The organism is Clostridium sp., assembly GCF_050717515.1.
GTDB lineage: Bacteria > Bacillota > Clostridia > Clostridiales > Clostridiaceae > Clostridium_AD.
On record NZ_JBOITL010000013.1, the window covers coordinates 174,982 to 194,150 of the forward strand.

Annotated in this window: 14 protein-coding genes; 6 read left to right on the plus strand and 8 right to left on the minus strand. The window is 31.1% G+C overall.

Annotated elements, in window-relative coordinates; genetic code table 11:
* Nucleotides 1-42: 42 nt before the first annotated feature.
* The 3 genes from ACREV6_RS04155 to ACREV6_RS04165 form a co-directional block, all read right to left on the minus strand.
* The gene (locus tag ACREV6_RS04155) at nucleotides 43-1,140 is read right to left on the minus strand and encodes a GerAB/ArcD/ProY family transporter (protein WP_431576755.1); all 1,098 of its coding nucleotides are present in this window, start codon (nucleotides 1,138-1,140) and stop codon (nucleotides 43-45) included.
* A gap of 32 nt (nucleotides 1,141-1,172) precedes the next feature.
* Complete coding sequence (locus ACREV6_RS04160; RefSeq protein ID WP_431576756.1) at nucleotides 1,173-2,342, minus strand: Ger(x)C family spore germination protein; 1,170 nt, start codon at nucleotides 2,340-2,342, stop codon at nucleotides 1,173-1,175.
* A gap of 74 nt (nucleotides 2,343-2,416) precedes the next feature.
* On the minus strand, nucleotides 2,417-3,970 hold the full coding sequence (locus ACREV6_RS04165) for a spore germination protein (RefSeq protein ID WP_431576757.1): 1,554 nt from the start codon (nucleotides 3,968-3,970) through the stop codon (nucleotides 2,417-2,419).
* A gap of 385 nt (nucleotides 3,971-4,355) precedes the next feature.
* Between ACREV6_RS04165 and ACREV6_RS04170 the strand changes: the two genes are divergently transcribed.
* Complete coding sequence (locus ACREV6_RS04170; RefSeq protein ID WP_431576758.1) at nucleotides 4,356-5,225, plus strand: polysaccharide deacetylase family protein; 870 nt, start codon at nucleotides 4,356-4,358, stop codon at nucleotides 5,223-5,225.
* 42 nt (nucleotides 5,226-5,267) lie between these two features.
* Here ACREV6_RS04170 and ACREV6_RS04175 read toward each other — a convergent pair whose 3' ends face one another.
* Complete coding sequence (locus ACREV6_RS04175) at nucleotides 5,268-6,896, minus strand: tetratricopeptide repeat protein (protein WP_431576759.1); 1,629 nt, start codon at nucleotides 6,894-6,896, stop codon at nucleotides 5,268-5,270.
* Between the two features lie 301 nt (nucleotides 6,897-7,197).
* Here ACREV6_RS04175 and ACREV6_RS04180 point away from each other — a divergent pair, with 301 nt between their 5' ends.
* Entirely contained in the window at nucleotides 7,198-7,842 is a 645-nt protein-coding gene (locus ACREV6_RS04180; protein WP_431576760.1) for an adenylate kinase, read from the plus strand.
* A gap of 120 nt (nucleotides 7,843-7,962) precedes the next feature.
* Here ACREV6_RS04180 and ACREV6_RS04185 read toward each other — a convergent pair whose 3' ends face one another.
* The 3 genes from ACREV6_RS04185 to ACREV6_RS04195 form a co-directional block, all read right to left on the minus strand.
* Nucleotides 7,963-8,778, minus strand: a complete 816-nt coding sequence (locus ACREV6_RS04185; RefSeq protein WP_431576761.1) for a MerR family transcriptional regulator — start codon at nucleotides 8,776-8,778, stop codon at nucleotides 7,963-7,965.
* Between the two features lie 204 nt (nucleotides 8,779-8,982).
* Nucleotides 8,983-10,287 (minus strand): MATE family efflux transporter, encoded by a 1,305-nt coding sequence (locus ACREV6_RS04190; protein ID WP_431576762.1) that lies wholly within the window; start codon nucleotides 10,285-10,287, stop codon nucleotides 8,983-8,985.
* Between the two features lie 183 nt (nucleotides 10,288-10,470).
* Nucleotides 10,471-10,851 (minus strand): response regulator, encoded by a 381-nt coding sequence (locus tag ACREV6_RS04195; protein WP_431576763.1) that lies wholly within the window; start codon nucleotides 10,849-10,851, stop codon nucleotides 10,471-10,473.
* Nucleotides 10,852-11,288: 437 nt separating this feature from the next.
* Between ACREV6_RS04195 and ACREV6_RS04200 the strand changes: the two genes are divergently transcribed.
* Nucleotides 11,289-12,893: an N-acyl-D-amino-acid deacylase family protein gene (locus ACREV6_RS04200; protein WP_431576764.1), complete on the plus strand. Its 1,605-nt coding sequence runs from the start codon at nucleotides 11,289-11,291 to the stop codon at nucleotides 12,891-12,893.
* Nucleotides 12,894-13,016: 123 nt separating this feature from the next.
* Here ACREV6_RS04200 and ACREV6_RS04205 read toward each other — a convergent pair whose 3' ends face one another.
* The gene (locus ACREV6_RS04205; protein WP_431576765.1) at nucleotides 13,017-13,904 is read right to left on the minus strand and encodes a TSUP family transporter; all 888 of its coding nucleotides are present in this window, start codon (nucleotides 13,902-13,904) and stop codon (nucleotides 13,017-13,019) included.
* Nucleotides 13,905-14,122: 218 nt separating this feature from the next.
* On the opposite strand from ACREV6_RS04205, the gene ACREV6_RS04210 reads away from it, so the two are divergent.
* The 3 genes from ACREV6_RS04210 (at nucleotide 14,123) to brnQ (ending at nucleotide 19,112) form a co-directional block, all read left to right on the plus strand.
* The gene (locus tag ACREV6_RS04210; RefSeq protein WP_431576766.1) at nucleotides 14,123-16,150 is read left to right on the plus strand and encodes a transporter substrate-binding domain-containing protein; all 2,028 of its coding nucleotides are present in this window, start codon (nucleotides 14,123-14,125) and stop codon (nucleotides 16,148-16,150) included.
* Between the two features lie 10 nt (nucleotides 16,151-16,160).
* On the plus strand, nucleotides 16,161-17,504 hold the full coding sequence (locus tag ACREV6_RS04215; RefSeq protein ID WP_431576767.1) for a sigma-54-dependent transcriptional regulator: 1,344 nt from the start codon (nucleotides 16,161-16,163) through the stop codon (nucleotides 17,502-17,504).
* Between the two features lie 294 nt (nucleotides 17,505-17,798).
* Nucleotides 17,799-19,112, plus strand: a complete 1,314-nt coding sequence (brnQ, locus tag ACREV6_RS04220; RefSeq protein WP_431576768.1) for a branched-chain amino acid transport system II carrier protein — start codon at nucleotides 17,799-17,801, stop codon at nucleotides 19,110-19,112.
* The last annotated feature ends 57 nt before the right edge of the window (nucleotides 19,113-19,169 follow it).

The window sequence follows — 19,169 nt, forward strand, 5'->3', positions numbered from 1 at the left end:
TTTCTAATTATTGCGTGCTACTGTTTAAATTCTACAACTATATTATGTTTGTTTTTTTAACAAAGCTTTTATATAATACACAATTAATGCAAACAACGGAGCTATTACCATTAAAGGTATATGAATGTATTTAACCACTATTATTAGGCCTGTATGTATATGCTGGGGATAATTTGAAGCCATTAACAGTGAAGTAATAAAAACCACGATACCCAAAGGTAGCGCTAAATATTTAGTGTCGTCTAATTTTATTAGTTGAGAGATACCTAACATAGATACATACATAAAAAAACTCACCTTAACAAAACCACCTATTATCATAATGAAAACAAAAACTACACCAAATCTACTAAAGGCCTCTCCTATTTTCATGATACGAAAGGTCTCAAGAAGAGGAAAGAGAGAAGTAGCTGCAAAATTCACCCCTAGTGTTGTTAAAAACATTATAGTGATAAGCGTGAGCATTATTCCTAAAGCTATAATAGCTAACACTGCTGATTTTCTTACTCTGGATGATTCAGTGACTAATGGATATAGCATAGCTAATGCTATACTCTCACCATATGGAAAAGTAATAAGGGGCCATCCTTCTTTTATAACAGAAAATATACCTTTTTCAAGAACAGGCTTTAAATTATAAAATTTTATTGCATCTGGCATGGAAAATAAGATTGCCCATACCATCACAATTAAAAATATATATACAATCAGAAAAATATAGCACACTCGTGATAAATTTTCAATTCCAGTGTATGTTCCATATATAACTGCAGACATAAATGTTATTCCAATTACATAAATTGACATCCTAGGCATTACAGCAGTTAGTATAATTTCAGTAATATCTCTTGTTGCCCTTGCAGCAGCATAAGCCCAATAAATAATATATATCACACTCAATGTGTATCCTATTACTTTCCCAAAAATTTTGGGCATATATGTAACTATAGTATCCTTAGGATATTTTCGCCATAATTCAACATAAATAAGTTGCAGAATAATAGCTGGAATCATATAAATAAGCATTGATATCCATGCATCCTGTTTTGCTTTAGGGGTTATAAAAAAAAGTGCTGCAGTACTATAGGGCACCATTATAATTGCACCAAATAGTTGATAAGCTGATATTTTTGCTTTCACTTAAATTCCACCTTCTTTAAAACATTTTTCTATCAACCCATAGGTTTAGATATATATCCAGGTCTCTTTAAACTAGAAATTACCCTTATCTCAATATTTAAATTAGGAAATATATCATTCCATTGTCCTTCAATATGTGTCCATTCTTTAGGATAATCTCTATGTATCATTTCTCCAAATCCAAAAATATCTGCATCAAACTTTTTTTGTGCTACATTTATAGCTAACTTAATTTCATTAGCTATAGCCTCATCCTGTCTAATTTTTAATCTATCCATTATTTCAGGGGTCTTCATTGGATCTAGCTTACCTATCATCTCACTTATATAGCTTTCTTCTTTTACGGTTATCAGCATTGTATATGAATCAGTTTTTATTGAAGGTTTTATCTTACTACTTGATCTAATAACCGAAAAAGTTATTTTACCTTCATCCGGTGATAAAATTGTTATGTAACCATTATCAACCTTACCCTTTATCCATTGCATACCTCGTGTTTCGTTCATGTCCATAAATCCTATGAGCTTATCCTTCTTAAAAACTGCAGTACCAACCACTTCAAATGTTTCATCTGAATCATTGTTTTTACTTAAATTAACAACACCTGTTACAGGTGATTCAGTCTTACTAGATAAAGAATTAGCAAAATCTAAGATTGAAACTGTATCTGTGAACCCAAAACTTAATTGTAACCTTAATATATTATCTACTTCACTAGCAGGAACTTTCTCATGAACTGAAGTCGCCCTTATAATATCGAAAGCATTACCTTTTGTTACAAGCAAGGGAGTATCCGGCCTCAATTTATAACCTCTTAATACAGCATCTATAACCATGGCTATGCCTGACTCTGCTAGGTGATTACCTATCACTACAAATTTTACATGGCCATAATTTAGTTCCTTACCAAGCTTTGTGGTTAGTTGACCTTTACAAGCAGAAATACTATCACCTATAGTGTCAAAAACCACTACATCTGTAGCAGTCTTCTGATTTCCAGCTTTTTTTCCCATCATACCTCCACTTGAGTCTTTTTGTGGATTTAATATCTGCGTCGTTAACATGTATTTACCCTCAGATGTTATATCATATCCTACCGCCACAGCTACAGCCAGTTTATCAAGTTCCTCTTTTGTTCCCTTACAACTAGTTGTAAAAATTGAAATCATGATCAATATGAAAATAGAAATAATTCTTTTCATAAGCTACTCCTCGTTTTCTTTTTACTTATAGCTTCTTTTTGTTTTATATTTATAGAATCTGTTCGCACAGTAAATTATCTGCGTATATTATTCTTCCCTTTAATAACCCAAGATTTCTTAAACTTTGTCAATAGAGGCCCTCTTATAAATATATGCGTCAATTTTTTCCCCTGAACTGGAGCCATAGGGCTTAAATATGGAATACCATAGGACCTTAATGATGTTAATCTCAAAAGCAGTATTATCATTCCACAGGTAAGGCCCACAAGCCCCAGGGTTCCACCAAGAAGAAGAAATATTATTCTTGGATATGTAAGTGCCAAACTCATATCTGTAGATGGCAGCGCAAATGAAGATAATGCTGTAAGAGATATTACTATAACCATAGCTGTACTAGCAAGGCCTGCTTCAACTGCTGCCTGACCTAGCACCAATGCACCAACAACGCTTATAGTCTGCCCAAGCGCCCTTGGCATCCTAATCCCAGCTTCTCTAAGTAACTCATAGACACTTAACATTAATAAACACTCAAGTAAAGCTGGATAAGGTACACCAACACGGCTTTTTATTAAAGTTACTATTAAAGGAGTTGGAATAAGCTCCGGATGAAATGTTGTTATAGCTACGTAAAATCCTGGTAAGGTAGTGGATATAACAAATGCTATATATCTAATCCATCTATTAAATGTGGCTGCAATAAATTTCAAATAATAATCCTCATTGCTCAAAAAAAATTCTATAAAAAGTGAAGGGACAGTTAAGACCAAGGGAGTTCCATCAGTTAAAATGGCAACACGGCCTCCTAGTAGCTTACCTGCTATCACATCTGGCTTTTCTGTACTATATACAGTAGGAAAATTACTTGTAGGCTCATCCCCTATGTACTCTTTTATATAATTGGATTCCAATACTGAGCCTATATCAATTTTATTAATCCTTTCTTTTACCTCATTTACTATCTTAGGATCAACTATATTGGAAAGATAGACAATGATAACTTTTGTTTTAGTCTCTGTTCCAATTCTAAATTCTTCCATTTTAAGATTTGTGCTCTTAATTTTCTTTCTTAAAAGCGCTACGTTAGAAGTTATAGATTCTGTAAATCCTTCCCTAGGACCTCTCAAAACAGTTTCAGATTGAGGTTCCTCTACATCCCTACCTGGAGGGTTGTTTATATCAATTACCATGGCTTCATTTATTTCATCTACAAATAAAACAACTTTACCGTCTAATATTGATACCACAACTTTGCTTATGTCTCCATATATATTGTTATCCATTATCCCAAGTAAGTACTGTGAATACTCCTTACTATTAGGAGGATAGGAATTTTCAACCTTTATATTAGTCAATCTTACTATGATAGATTCTTCAAATGTTCTTGTTTCTATCATATTATCTATATACACAAGAATAGCACTGAATTTTGTATTACTTGTAATCTTGAATTCTCTTATAACTAAATCATTACATTTATCAAAAATATTACTTATATTTTTTTTATTTTCTTCTAAGCTATTTGAAACTTTCAAATTCTGGTATTCTTCTTGTATGCTTTTATGACTTATAGCTTGATTTTTACTATTATCTTCACTAAGTGAAAATTTTTTTTTAATTGAGTCTAACATTAAATCATCCTCCACCCTAATACTTTGTGATTAATCAAGTTATTTATACCTATGATGGATTATTTTTAATTTATTTCTCTAAGGCTTTTTATCATTTCAAAGGGTATACATAATGAAATTTGGGTCATTATAATGTTTAAAGAGATTTAATAAGTAAGATATATTTGTATAAATATTGTTATTAATTTAGCATGGTTGTTCCTGTGGTGCTGCTATGGTTATAGCAAGAGGTCATTATGGATTTAAAATATAGAAACCTATTTAAACCAATACCAACTATTCAAAAGTAAAAGCTAATTTATTTTAATGAAAGGAAAAGGTATCTAAATCGAGAATATTCTGACTTATTCAGATTTGTTTAGGTTTAGCAAACCAGTAAATTTTTATGCTTACTAAGAAAACTAAATTTATTATTTCTATATTATTGTTAATATTTTTAACAAACTCTTTAATTTTAGGTGATTTTTTCAAATCAAATAATGCTTTAGCTATAGATGAAACAAAAACTTGTGCTAAGTCTTATAATAAAGATAACCAAATATTATACCCATTAGGTACATCAGATAAATTTACTAAAAAGCAGCTTGCAAGTAATGTAAAATGGAAAAATGATATAGTTAAATTTGCAAAGGATAATCCTGATATAGTATTTTTAAATGGACCAACAAAAGAAAAAGCTGTATCCTTATCCTTTGATGATGGTCCTGATTCAAAAATAACACCCAAAGTACTTGATATATTAAAAAAGTACAATATAAAAGCTAACTTTTTCTTCATAGGTGAAAGTGCCAAAACTAACCCTGAAATAGTAAAAAGAGCCTTCAATGAAGGCCACTTAATTTTAAATCATTCTTATACACATACTGATTTAAGTAAGCTTAGTTTACAAGTAGTTACTAAAGAACTTACATCTACTGATAATATATTATATAAGCTTATAGGGAAACACCCATCCATAGTTAGACCACCTTATGGTGCTATAGATAATAATGTTATTTCTGTTTTCAGAAAAAACAATTATCTAATGGCTATATGGTCATTAGATACCTTTGATTGGTCTCAAAAAGAAAAAAAACATATTGTAGATACTGTAATTAATAATGTTCGTCCTGGTGAAATAATACTTATGCATAGTAATAATGATAAAATTGTAACTACTGAAGCATTGCCACAAATTATTGAAAAACTTCAAGCTAAAGGTTATCATTTTAAAACTATTTCTGATATGTTAAATATTAAAGCTTACAAAAATTAAACCACAATTATAAAAGTTTTCATAAAAAACATCTATCCACGTTTATCTTATTTGGTTTTGGATTAAGCTTTTCAAAGTTATGTTCTCTTCAAAAATCGGATCTAATGCCAATGATTTTTCTGTATACTCTAGGGCTTTTTCAATTTGGCTTAGATTATAAAAGCAAACTCCAATCTTATAATAGATTTCAGCAGTAGCACCATATAATTCATGTGAATATTTGAAAAATCTTAGAGCGTCATTATCATTGCCAATATAACTAAACAACAAGCCTATATAGTATGCTAAATCCCCTTCTTCACCAATAGGAAAATAATGATCCCAAACTTTATTCATTACCATAATCAGTTCTTCTACTGGAAAATCCTCTTCAGTATCTATTCTTTCAAGCAATATGTTATAAACTTCTTGAAATGTTCTTGCATCCCAAACGGTAAACCGAAGAAAGGTTAGTATCTGTTTTGTCTCTAAAGATTCGCTTAGAGGCACAATTGCTTTTTTTAAAATATAAAAATCATCTGGTCCTATATTTTCAATAATTTCATTATAGGCCATTGTGGTTTCTACGAAATTATGAGAACTGTTTGTTAATACAAACAAAGACATGTTTATATTTTCATGTTCATATATGCTATGAATGGCTTTTCCACCAAGATTTTTGAAATACTGTTCCAATGAATGAAAGTTAACAGTCATAGAAATGCAGCCGTGTTTTGATAGAAATGGATGAGAATTTTTCAACATGGCTTTTTCATCTTTATAACCTTTATCCGCAGAAATTAAAATTATGTCATCACTAAATAATTTTTTTAATCTAGAAATACATCGCATGGCCATTATTGGAAGTGAAAAAGATGTATCCTCCAAGTGATTTTTATAATATATAAGGATATCATTAAAATCATCATCTTCGTAATAATTTTCACCTTTGATTCGGTTGTCCGTATAGTAATAATCTAAGCCGGCCAGTATGGATTTATCCTCAGGATTAGCCTTTACTTCTGGAGAAGTTATTGTAATCAAACCTTCAAATATTTCTCCCTTATTTACATAAAAGGTATCTTGAGGAAGGCTGTCAAAGGTATAATTAGCGATTAAAATCAAAGGATTTTTTAGATTTCCAGGGCATAAAACTTCACCACTATTTCTTAATTTAAGCTGGTCATCTTTAGATATATCGAAGGTTGCGCAATCAAGTATTCCAGAATCAAAATAGGGTTTTAAAAAACTATGGTTTTGCCAATATTCAATGTTCTTTTCAGAAAAATCAGTTACTATATATTTAAATTTCAACCCTTTTAGAGACGAATTTTCAATTATGTGTAAAAATCTTTTAAGAAAAGTATATGTAAATCGGCCTACCCCTGACGCAAGCTCCATTATGTATATGGTAGAATTTTTATCTATATCAGTCCTTGTAGCATAATCTCTGCAATATCCGAATATAGTTTTAGCATATAGGTTTGCTATATAAGGATTAGTTGTTATATATTGAGGTACAATTCCGCGAGTCCATGCCTCTGGCCCTTGGTTCGCAAAGAAATCTTTCTGTAGGCTCCATAACATGGATTGTGATAATTGTTTTTCAGCTTCGAGTATAACATCAGCATACTGACCTGTTGTAGCATTAGTATTTCTATGACTATTGTATTGTTTAAATTTGTTTGACAAAACAATCCCCCCTAATAAAATAATTTTCAGAAAAAAATACTTATCTGAATTATTATACTATTAGCACTAATTTATGTACACTTCATGTTTTCTCTCTACTTTAGATTTCCATATAAAATTTCTATTTGGTAATTTATTAAATTCATTGTATAATTAGTATATATCATACTTGAAAATATAATAAGAAAGGTAGGTGAAAATCCTGCACTGTGGTTTATCATTATCCCGTTATCCCACCATTCTATTTAACGAATAGAGTGCTAAGGTTGTTTTATTACAATTTTAGGTAGCAGGCGTTATTTTGAGAATGATTTTATTAGGTGCCCCTGGAGCTGGAAAAGGTACTCAAGCAAAGTTAATCTGTGAGAAATACAACATAACCCATCTATCAACTGGAGATATTTTTAGAATGAACATTTCAATCTGTACTCCACTTGGTATTCAAGCAAAAAAATATATTGATAAAGGGCAGCTGGTGCCTGATGATCTAACTATACAATTAGTAGAAGATAGACTAGTAAAAGATGACTGCAAACACGGCTTTCTATTAGATGGATTTCCAAGGACTGTTTTCCAAGCAGAAGAACTAGGTAAATTTCTACAAACTATTAATAATACCTTAGATGTTGTACTTCTAATCGATGTTCCTAAAGAATTTATACTTGAAAGAAATATAGGACGAAGGATATGTTCTTCCTGTGGATCAAGTTATCATATAAAATTTAATCCACCAAAAGAACTAGGTTTCTGTGACTTTTGTGGTGGAAAATTGATTCAAAGAAATGACGATAATGAAAAGACAGTTAAGGAAAGACTCAACGTTTATACTAATCAAACACATCCTCTAATAAATTATTATAAGACTAATCATTCACTATCTACAGTTGATGGTAGAGATGATATACTTACAGTTTCAAAAAATATTTTTTCAAAACTAGATAATTAATGTATATTTAAAAATTTTCAATGTTTTATAATATTTAGTCTTAGATTAAATTTTTCAAAGTTCTACTCTCTTCAAAAATTTGATCTAAGGCTAGCCAATACTATTTTTTTCAAGTGACAGTTACCTTAATAATATTTGAATTTGTCCTAAAGATCTTTCCTCCCCATCATTCCCAACTCTAGTCATTATATATATTTCATAAAAATCTCCACTTACTTCAATATTATTTTTATCTATATACTCCATAAGACTCTTATAATACTTACTAGTATTATTATAATCATCATCAAAATTTAATGTTATATATTCTCCTTTCGGCAAAGTTATTAAATTATCATCATCATTTGTAATATTCTCTGAGACACTAATTAACATATTATATATTAATTCATCAGATTTTTTCACATCTTCGTATGATACAGCAAAAGCAAGTTCTTTATGTGAACTATTATATTTTTGTTCCATAGCAACTAATATTTCGCTTAAATTCACCTCAAACTCTTCTGTATACCTCTTTGTATTATTATATTTAATAAATTTTCTTTCCTGATTATATTTAATAAAAACGTCACCAATGCCTTCTTCTAAAGATTCTTTTATACGCTGCTCAAGAAAGCTAATATTATTTTTTACTATACTTAATTCTTTTATTCTAGCATCTATCATTTTCTTTTGCTTACTTATTATATTAAGTATAGAATCAAATGAAGTATAATTTTCTATTAATTCCTTTATTTCCTCCAAGGATAAACCCATAGCCTTACACTGTTTTATTAAATCAAGTATTACTAAGTGTTTTGCAGAGTAATATCTATATCTGCTCTTTTCGTTTATATATGAAGGTTTTATTAGTCCGACTTTTTCATAATATCGTAATGTTTGAACTGATAGATTTTGTAACTTTGATATTTCTCCTATGGAAAAGTTAGTTCCCATATTCTCACCTCATCTATGTTTAACAATCTTCATAAAAATAAGTAGTCCACCTACTAATCTATTTTTTGAGATGCCTTATTCATATTTAATTTTTCCAAATAATAAAACTATGCCTAAATTACTTTAGGCATAGTTTTATTATACTACTTTTTTTCTTTTTATAAGAAGTTTTCAAACTATTATTTTCATTTAAGCACCAAAAGTCTATTCAGCAAAAACTGCTTGTGTGGAAGTTTTCACATTCGCTATTAATTTTATTGTTATAAATGTTAAACTTTCAGATACCGTTGCGCTTATCCATATTCCATTTATTCCAAACATACTTCCAAATATAAATAAACATATTGGCAAGAAAATAACCGATCTACATATGCAGCTTATATTTGAATACATTGGTTTTTCTATAGCTTGATAATACACAAGAGTATTTAGATTCAATCCTACTACAAAATAACTAAAACTTGCTACTCTAAGTGCCTTATAAGCTAGCTGTGCTATGTATGGATCTGATGTAAATATTCCTATAAGGTTCTGTCCAAAGACAAAACTTGTTATAACAAAAGCTCCACTTATTAAAAGTGATGAAATACAGGTGATTTTAAAGAATCCTATAAGTTTTTCAGCATCTTTTCTTCCATAATTATAACTTAAAAGCGGTTGTACTCCTAGTGTTATTCCATAGAGAACCATATATATATTTGTAGTTAAATAATTTATTATACTATATGCAGAAATGCCTATGTCCCCAACATATTTTGCTAAAGCTATATTATGCAATAACACAATTATTGAATAACTTCCTTGCGCAAAAAATGATGGAAAACCTATAAGTGAAAACTCTTTAATAATTTCCTTATTAAGTTTTACCTTTCCAAAAGTTAAGTGACCTTTTCCTTTTAAGAAATGAGGTAATAAAATACATACTGTAACTATTTGACCAAGGCCAGTAGCAATAGCTGCCCCTTTTATTCCAAAACCAAATTGAAATATAAATATGTAATCTAATATTATATTAGTTATTGCACCGCATATTGTAGATACCATTGCAAGTTTTGGTCTTCCATCATTTCTAACAAAACTACTAAGAACTATTCCTGCTAAATTAGGAATACAAAATAATGCATAAAACCTTAAATACTCTACGGACATAGTTTGCAATTTCTGTGTTGCTCCTAGAAAATTCACTATTCCTTCTGTAAAGAAGGCGCCTATTATACTTATTCCAATACTAAGTATTAGTAAAAACTTAAACACTTGTCTAAATATATTTACTGCCTTTTCAGTATTGTTTGCTCCGAAATTTTTAGAGACTAGCGCTCCCCCACCTATTGCAAACATAGAAGCAAGACCAAATAACAAAACTGTAAATGGTAGCACTATGTTAACTGCTGCTAATGCTGAATCCCCCACACCTTGACCTACGAATATTCCATCGATAACTGTATACATTGAAGAAATAAACATAGCGATTGCTGATGGAACAGCGTATTTGAAAAATTTTTTCGTCATAAATATCCACCTTTTCTTATTATTTTCACACTTTTTCTAGTATAAACTATATTGTTACTATAGAGTCAACTTATTTTTTTCAATAAGCAAAAGTGTTATTAAAAATAGAAGTAGCAGATAAAATTATAGTACTATAATAAAAACATCCAATTTGCATTGCAAAATTGGATGTTTTTATTTGACTTATATTAGCACTCTATTTACCAATTCAACCAAACACTCCTTCACTAACTCCTTCTTCATGAAACAAATAGCTCCAAATGACTCACACAAACCTAACTCATCACTAAAATTATATTTTCCACCATCTGAAAGTACAATTATTTTTGTATCCTTGTAATCCTTTCCTAACTCAATTACCACGTCTATTCCTGTTTTTTTAGGCATATATACATCAGTAATTACTAAATCAACATTTCCCATGCTTTTAAATAATTCTATGCCTTCTTCTCCATCACATGCCTCATATACTATATAACCTGCTTGTTCCAAAATACTCCTTATAAAATTTCTAATACTTATAGAATCGTCAATAATTAATATATTCGTTGATTCTTTGTTCATTTTTTAATTCCCCCTTGTTATATTAAATCACCTTTGATTTGTAATATCAACGACTTCAAAAGGTAATTTAGACTTTCGATGAAGCTTTTCTTTACTAAAGTAGGAAACCCCTACTTATAATATATTTATCGTATATTATAACAAAATATTAATATAGAATTTTAAAAACAATAAAAAAAATTATAATTATTATATCATACACAATATTCTTTAAAATGTAAAACCCTTATTTGATTTTGCATACTGATTTATTTCAGACACTATAGGACCTCAGCTGTTCTATTAACACACTTATCATCAAACTCGCCAAGCACTCAGACCCCGGAAGAGTTATATAAATCTAACCACTACGTCTATTTAGTTATCTAAGGTTGCTACAGTTTTTATTGCATAAAAATATGTAAAGTATTATATTTTAAATAAGGGGATGAATGGAAATGTTAGATATAATAATAAAAAATGGATGCATAGTAGACGGTACAGGCAATTCTTCTTATCAAGGAAGTTTAGGAATAAAAGATGGAAAAGTGGTAAAAATCCAAAGTAATATTGATGAACAGGCCTTAGAAATTATTGATGCTCATGGACTTATAGTTTGTCCAGGGTTTATTGATGTGCACAGTCATAATGATTTAGTACCTTTTATGGATGAAAATATTCAAAATTTAAAACTAATGCAAGGTGTAACCACCGAGCTTGTAGGACAATGTGGCTTAGGCGTTGTTCCTTGTATTGAAAAAGAAAATAACATATGGAAAAACTATATAAGAGGAGTAGTTGGAGACCCCTCACTTAATTGGAGTTTTTCTAATCTTTACGACTATATACATCAAATATCTTCAATAGAGCTAAAAAATAATTTTACAATTCTAATTTCTCACGGTGCAATTAAGACAAGCGTTATGAACTTTGATAATAGGATAGCAACTAAAGAGGAGATTAACAGCATGTGTAAAATAGCAGAGGATGCTATGAAAGCTGGTTCTTTTGGCATGTCTATAGGACTTCAATACCTGCCTGGAATTTTCAGCACAAAAGATGAGTTAATAGCTATATGTAGCGTTATAGCAAAGTATGATGGAATTGTTATGGTTCATCTTAGAAATCATGATGATACTATAACAAATGCACTAGAGGAAATGATTTATATAGCAAAGCAGTCTAAGGTACGTCTTCACATTTCACACTTGAGGTCTTATAACTCGAAGGATTTGGGTTGTGATGCTAAAAAGCTTATAAGTTATATAGATAGTGCCATAGATAATGGAATTAAAATAACTTTTGACGAACATTTATATTTATCAGGAAGCACTCTTATGACCCAGCTTTTACCACCCTGGGTTACCGCTGGTGGCAGTGAAGAAATGGGTAAAAGGCTAAAAGACAAAAAAATCCTCTTAAAACTTAAAGAAGAACTTAAAAACCATAAAACTCACTATAGTGGCTGGGACAATTATAGCTTAATTACAGGTTGGAATGGCATACTCATAACTTCAGTAAAAGAAAAGAAAAATTTAAAATACATTGGAAAGACTGTAGGTAGTATTGCTAAAAACTTAGGTATTGAGTCTGTAGATTTTGCGCTGCAGCTACTTATGGAAGAAAAATTTGGGGTAGCAATAGTGACCCTAAATGTATTTTCGGAAGAGGATACCATTGAACTAATAAATCATCCACTGCAAATGGTAGGCTCAGACAGTATACCAGGAGGAAATCCACATCCAAGACTTTATGGAAACTACCCCCTTTTTATAGGCAAATTTGTGCGAGATAAAAAGGCTCTTTCTCTTGAGACCGCTATATATAAGATATCATATCTGCCTGCAAAAACCTTAGGACTTAAAAATATAGGAGAAATAGCTATAGGTAAAACTGCTGATATAGTTTTATTTGATTTAAAGGAAATTAAAGGCTTTGAGAATTACTTTAAACCAACTACAGCTCCTGTTGGGATTAAATTTGTTGTATTAAATGGTAAGGTTGCAGTAAGAGATAGTCTGGTATGTAAGAATGGCTATGGAAAAGTTTATAAAAGTTCTTAAGAAAAATAATTAGTGCGGATATCATTAATGATACTCGCACTAATTATTTTCCTTTTTTTAACTACTGTTGCAACCCCCTTACAGTGAACAATTTCCTCAAAGCTTAATTTAATTTAAAGTGTATCAATGTGCGCCTTCCATAATTTGTTTGCGCACCTCACGCGCCGACCCTAATAGCATAATGGCTGTATATATTACAATTACCACCACTAACCATTTAACAATATTTAGTGGGAGTGATTTAACAATATAGGCAGCAATTAATACTCCAACACTTCCAAACAACGTAATAGCTATAGATGCTTTTTTATCATATGCTTCTTTTTTTACAAATTCAGCAGATCCCGCCGGCATAAGAAAAGCACAAGAGCCCATCATTATTGGAAAAGCAACAAGAGGGTTCATTCCAAGTGCATAAATTAATGCCATGCAAGGCGCATAAAGACCAATACCAAGCTGCATTAAAGCTCCAAGTATAAAATTACCAGCAATAGCTATTATAAGTTTAACTCCTGTCAGTCCTTCAGCTGTTCCGCCAACCGGCATAAAATGTAACATACCTGAAAGCATAATAATAGCAACTGCCAGTAGCGCTAAACCCATTCCTATTCTAACTTTTCTTACATCAAATTTTGCAACAACATCCGCTCCTATTATTGCACCTATAACTGCAGCCAAAATCATTAAAATCAATGTTGCTTTATCAACTTTTATAACAGTCAAAAAAATAACTGCCTCCAAAACTGTAGGAATGGTACAAGATACATTTAAAGTACCAGGAAGGGTTCTATCATCAGTCAATTTGAAGAACCTAACTATGGATGTTATAATAGCGAAGCTTCCTACTCCTAAGGTATCAAAAAAATTAGCTATAAACCCTATTCCACCAAAAGCAATAAAGTTTTTCTTTCCAATTCCTCCTGCCTTTGCTGCTTTAAAAAGGTCAGAAAAATAATAAAAAACAAAGTATAATACTAACAAAATTAATAACAATAATAGTATTCTAACCATAAAACACCTCCATTCTCGCATTTATAGCAATGTTTTTTGCTTGTATTTCGGACTCTTTTTCTATAAAAATAGTATCTTCTATACCAATATTTTTTATTCAAGGTAAAGATAAATTGATTTTATTTGTCTTTCCACCATAAAACAGACAACAGATTCTGGTGTACTTGCAATGCAAATTTGCAGATTTACTGTTATAATAAAATAGGGTGAAAAAAACAATGAAGAAAAAATATATATTAGGATTTTTAATTATAATAACTGCATTTATATTTGCAAATAGTTATTTCAAGATAGAACACAACATGAACATGGTGGAATTTTTTACACAAGACCAACGCCTAAATGCTTCTGATAAAGAGTATCTGAAGGAATATGGAGACTTGATATATGGAGCAGATCAAAATACTCCACCGCTAAGATCTTTGAATCCAGATAGCGGACAGTATGAAGGGCTCGTAATAGACTATCTAAATGCACTTTCTATAGAACTAGGAGTCAACATAAAGATGCGGCCTATGATTTGGAATGAAGCCCTTAAGGCCCTTGAAAGTGGAGATATAGATTTTTGTGATATGCATGCTTCCAAAGATCGCTCTCGCAATTTTATATTTACTGACCCTATATACTATCAAAGAGGAGCTATACTAATAAAAAAAAATAATAAAAGTATCAAAACACCTAGAGATATAAAAGGGAAAACTATAGCGGCAATAAAAGGAGACTATATATTTGAGCATTTAGCTGAAAATTTTACTGATGTGCATGGAGTTGAAACTGAGAGTTTAAGAGATGCTATTAGCCGCCTGGAAAAGAGTAAAGTAGATGCGGTCCTTGGAGATGAATCAGTAATAAACTATTATTTAACTCAGGAAAGCCTTAGCCGCGAATATTCAATATTAAATGAGTACTTGTACGAAAGAGAAGCCGTAATAGGCGTAAAAAAAGGAAATGAAAGATTAGTAAAAATACTTAACAAAGCTATATATCAGTTGCAAAAAGAAAACACCATGGAAAGAATACATGGAAAATGGTTTGGCAAATTACCATTAATTATGAAAAATAACAACGTTGAAAAATATATGCTTTTAGTTAAATATGCTATACTCCTAGCAATGTTAGTAGCTTTATTTTTTTACTATTGGAACAGAGAACTAAAAAAAGAAGTCAAAAGACAAACAAATGCACTGGATATATCTAAAAACGAATTAGAAACTACTTTTAATGGACTTACCACTCATTTAATGGTGGTGGTAAACGAGGACTGTTGCGTGTCAGAATGCAATACCGCATTTTGTGAGCATATAGGATACTCTGCAGATGTAGTGAAAAATATGCACTGTAAAAATGTCAACGGAATACTAGGAAGTAACTGTGACGTTTGTTTGATTAAAGATATATTTGAATATAAAACTTCAATAGAAACAGAAGTGGAATATCAAAACAGAAAATTTAAAGTGAGAACTTATCTGTTAGATAAAATATCAAACACTAAAGAGCGAGTACTTGTCATGATGGAAGATATCACTGATATAAAGCTTTCAGAACAAAAAATGTTGCAATCAAGCAAAATGGCTGCTGTAGGACAGCTTGCTGCAGGGATTGCGCATGAGATAAGGACGCCTCTCGGAATTATTAGAAACTATACATATTTACTAAAACGTATGGAAAAAGAAGAAGATAAAAAAGAAGCAATAGATATAATAGAGGCATCAGTGACTAGAGCCAACAAAATCATAGACAATCTTTTAAACTTTTCAAGGCTTTCTGATAACAAAGTACACAACATACAAGTTAAAGATTTCATATCAAATCTTTATGAACTTAATCAAAAAGCATTGAAGGAAAAACATATAGAATTCAAGTTAGAGGTGGAAAGAGATTTAGAAGTAGAGCTATATAGTGAATCACTTAAACATATCTTGCTAAATCTTTTTTCAAATGCTACGGATGCTATGAAGCAAGGAGGCATACTTCAGGTACGGGCGTTCAAAAGCCATAAAAATATAATCCTAGAAGTATCCGACACAGGCACAGGCATGGATACAAATACGCAAATGTACTTATTTGATCCATTCTACACTACTAAGCAAGTCAACGAAGGCACAGGACTTGGACTATTTATTGTTTATAACGAAGTCCAAAAAATGGAGGGAACTATTAGAGTGGAAAGTAAAATTGGAGAAGGCTCAAAGTTTATAGTCACACTTCCAACAAAGATACATGAGCCCATACTAATATTGAAATAGGAGATATGAGATGAAGAATAAAAATTATGGAATATTAATAGTAGATGATGAAGCTGCATACTCAAAGGGACTAGCTAAAATACTTGAAATTGAAGGGTATCTCATAGAAACAGCACTCTCAGCAGAAGATGCTATAGAAAAACTCAAACACAAAAAATATCAGATGGTTGTGACGGATTTAATGATGGATGGAATGAACGGCATAGAACTTTTAGAAAAAACAGTAGAATTAAAGCAAGATATCAAAGTCATACTCATGACTGCATATGCTACTGTACCTAACGCAGTAGAAGCCATGAAAAAAGGAGCAGTATCTTATTTTGTAAAAGGAAATGATCCAGTTGAACTAATAGAAGAAATAGATAAAGCATATAAAGAGTACAAAAAATCAGAACTAAACTCTAAAACCTATGATAAAAAAGAGAGCTCACTTCTTGAATCAGAAAATAAAGAATTCAAAAAAATTATTGATATGGCTCGAAAAGTAGCCAAAACCACCGTCAACGTGATTTTGCTTGGGGAGTCAGGCGTAGGAAAGGAAATATTTGCAAATTATATCCATACTCAGAGCCAGCGCAAAAATAAACCCTTTGTAGCAGTGAACTGTCATGCTCTCTCTGAGAGTGTATTAGAATCTGAGCTATTTGGACATAGCAAGGGAGCTTTTACTGGTGCCACTGAGGATCGAATTGGTAGATTTGAATCAGCTAGCATGGGAACTTTATTTCTAGATGAAATAGCTGACATGCCCTTATCCACACAAGTCAAACTACTAAGGGTTATTGAAGACAGGGCAATAGAAAAAATAGGTAGCAACATAAGTACTCCCGTTGACTTTAGACTTATAACAGCCACCAATAAATCTATAGTAAAACTAATAGACCAGGGACTATTTAGAGAAGATTTTTACTATAGAATCAACACCATCATCATTGAAATACCACCTCTAAGGGAACATAAAGAAGACATATTTAGTTTGGCTAGTAACTTCATAGCTAAGGCATCGAAACAAATGAACAAAGAAATACACAAGGTAGAGCCTGAAGTTTGGGAATATCTAAACCAGTATGACTATCCAGGCAATGTACGTGAATTTAAAAACATAATCGAAAGGCTGGTAGTATTTAGTGAAAATGGTATTATATCAAAAGATGATTTATTAATACATGAAGCGCCAACTACAGACTATGAAGGAGATCAAACCTTAAAAGCATTTAGATCTGCAATAGAAAAAAAATATATAGAAACGGTCCTTTCCAAAAATAACTTTAGTATGACAAAAACAGCAAAAGTACTAGGTATCACTCGAAGACAACTACAAAATAAAGTTAATGAATATGAGATACAAAAGTAAAAGTGGGCAATTTTTTTCCATACTAGGTGGAAAAAAATTGCCCACTTTTATTATTAAAATAGAAATTAACTAAACCGTTTACAACTGCATTATAAATAGTAATCCTCATATAATGTGGCTAAACATCAATTGCGAGCAAATTTTCAGACTTTTTTGAGAAAACTATGAAACTCAAAATATTTTGGCATAATAGTTGCTATATATAATAACAAAGGAACTAATCATATAAATGTCTAGAACCGCAGATTATGTTTTCAGAAAATTCAACTTTTAAAGACAATGAGGAGGCAAACTATGAAAAATTCAACAAAACATTCAATTGTTATAGGTTTTGCACTATTTGCAATGTTTTTCGGTGCAGGAAACCTAATTTTTCCACCATTACTCGGAAAAGCTGCAGGAAGTGCATTTTTTGCATCCATAATAGGTTTTCTCATTACAGGAGTTGGTCTTCCACTAGCTGGAGTAATTGCCTGTGCCAAAATTAATGGTACTTACGACAAAATGGCCAATAGAGTAGGTAAGAAATTTGCTATAATAACCGGCATAGCTTTAATTCTTGTTATAGGACCCTTATTTGCAATTCCAAGAACCGCTGCAACAACTTTCGAACTTGGAGTACATCCTCTATTTCCATCTGTGTCACAAAACATGGTAGTTATATTTTATTTTGCAATAGTGCTTGCATTTGTGCTTAAACCTTCTTCAATAATTGATAATATAGGTAAAATACTTACACCCGCACTTTTGTTAATGCTAGCTATAATTATATTTAAAGGAATAATAGATCCTATTGGACCAATTGTAAATACCTCTTACAAAGGTGGATTATCAAAAGCTTTAATAGAAGGTTATCAAACAATGGATGCTATGGCTTCTGTTATATTTGCAGGGATAATTATTTCATCTGTTAAATCAAAAGGTTATGAAAATGCAACTGATATAATGAAGATGACTATTAAATCAGCACTAGTTGCTGTAGCAGGACTCACCTTTGTATACGGTGGACTTATGTATCTTGGAACACAAACAAGTACTTTGTTTCCAGCAGATATAGCTAGAACTAAGCTAGTTACAGAACTTGTTAAATTAGACCTAGGCAGTATTGGAGCAGTTGTTCTTGGTTTATGCGTTGCTCTTGCATGCTTAACAACTGCTATAGGATTACTTGCAAGTGGAGCAGAATTCTTTGCTAAGGTTTCAAAGAATAAAATATCTTACAAAACTTCTGCTGTTATTATGGCTGTAGTAAGTGGATTAATAGCTACAAAAAACGTTGATGCTATAATTACATTGGCAGGTCCTGTGCTACAAATTTTATACCCAATTGTAATTGTTCTTATAGCTATTACATTACTTGGAGATAAAGTGAAAAGTAATAAGGTTGTTGCTATAACTACATACACAGCGCTAATTGTAAGTATTTTAGATACTATAAATGGTATATACCCAAATATCATTGGATTTATTAAATTTATTCCTCTATCAAGTGTTGGATTCACATGGCTTATACCTACTTTACTAACCTTTGTAATTTCCAACATTTCAATAAAAGCAAAAGAAGATGCTGTAGATGAAGATGCTATAAATGAAGCAGACGTAGCATAAACATATCAATTCATAAAAAACAACATTCTTACCATTAGAATGTTGTTTTTTTCATGA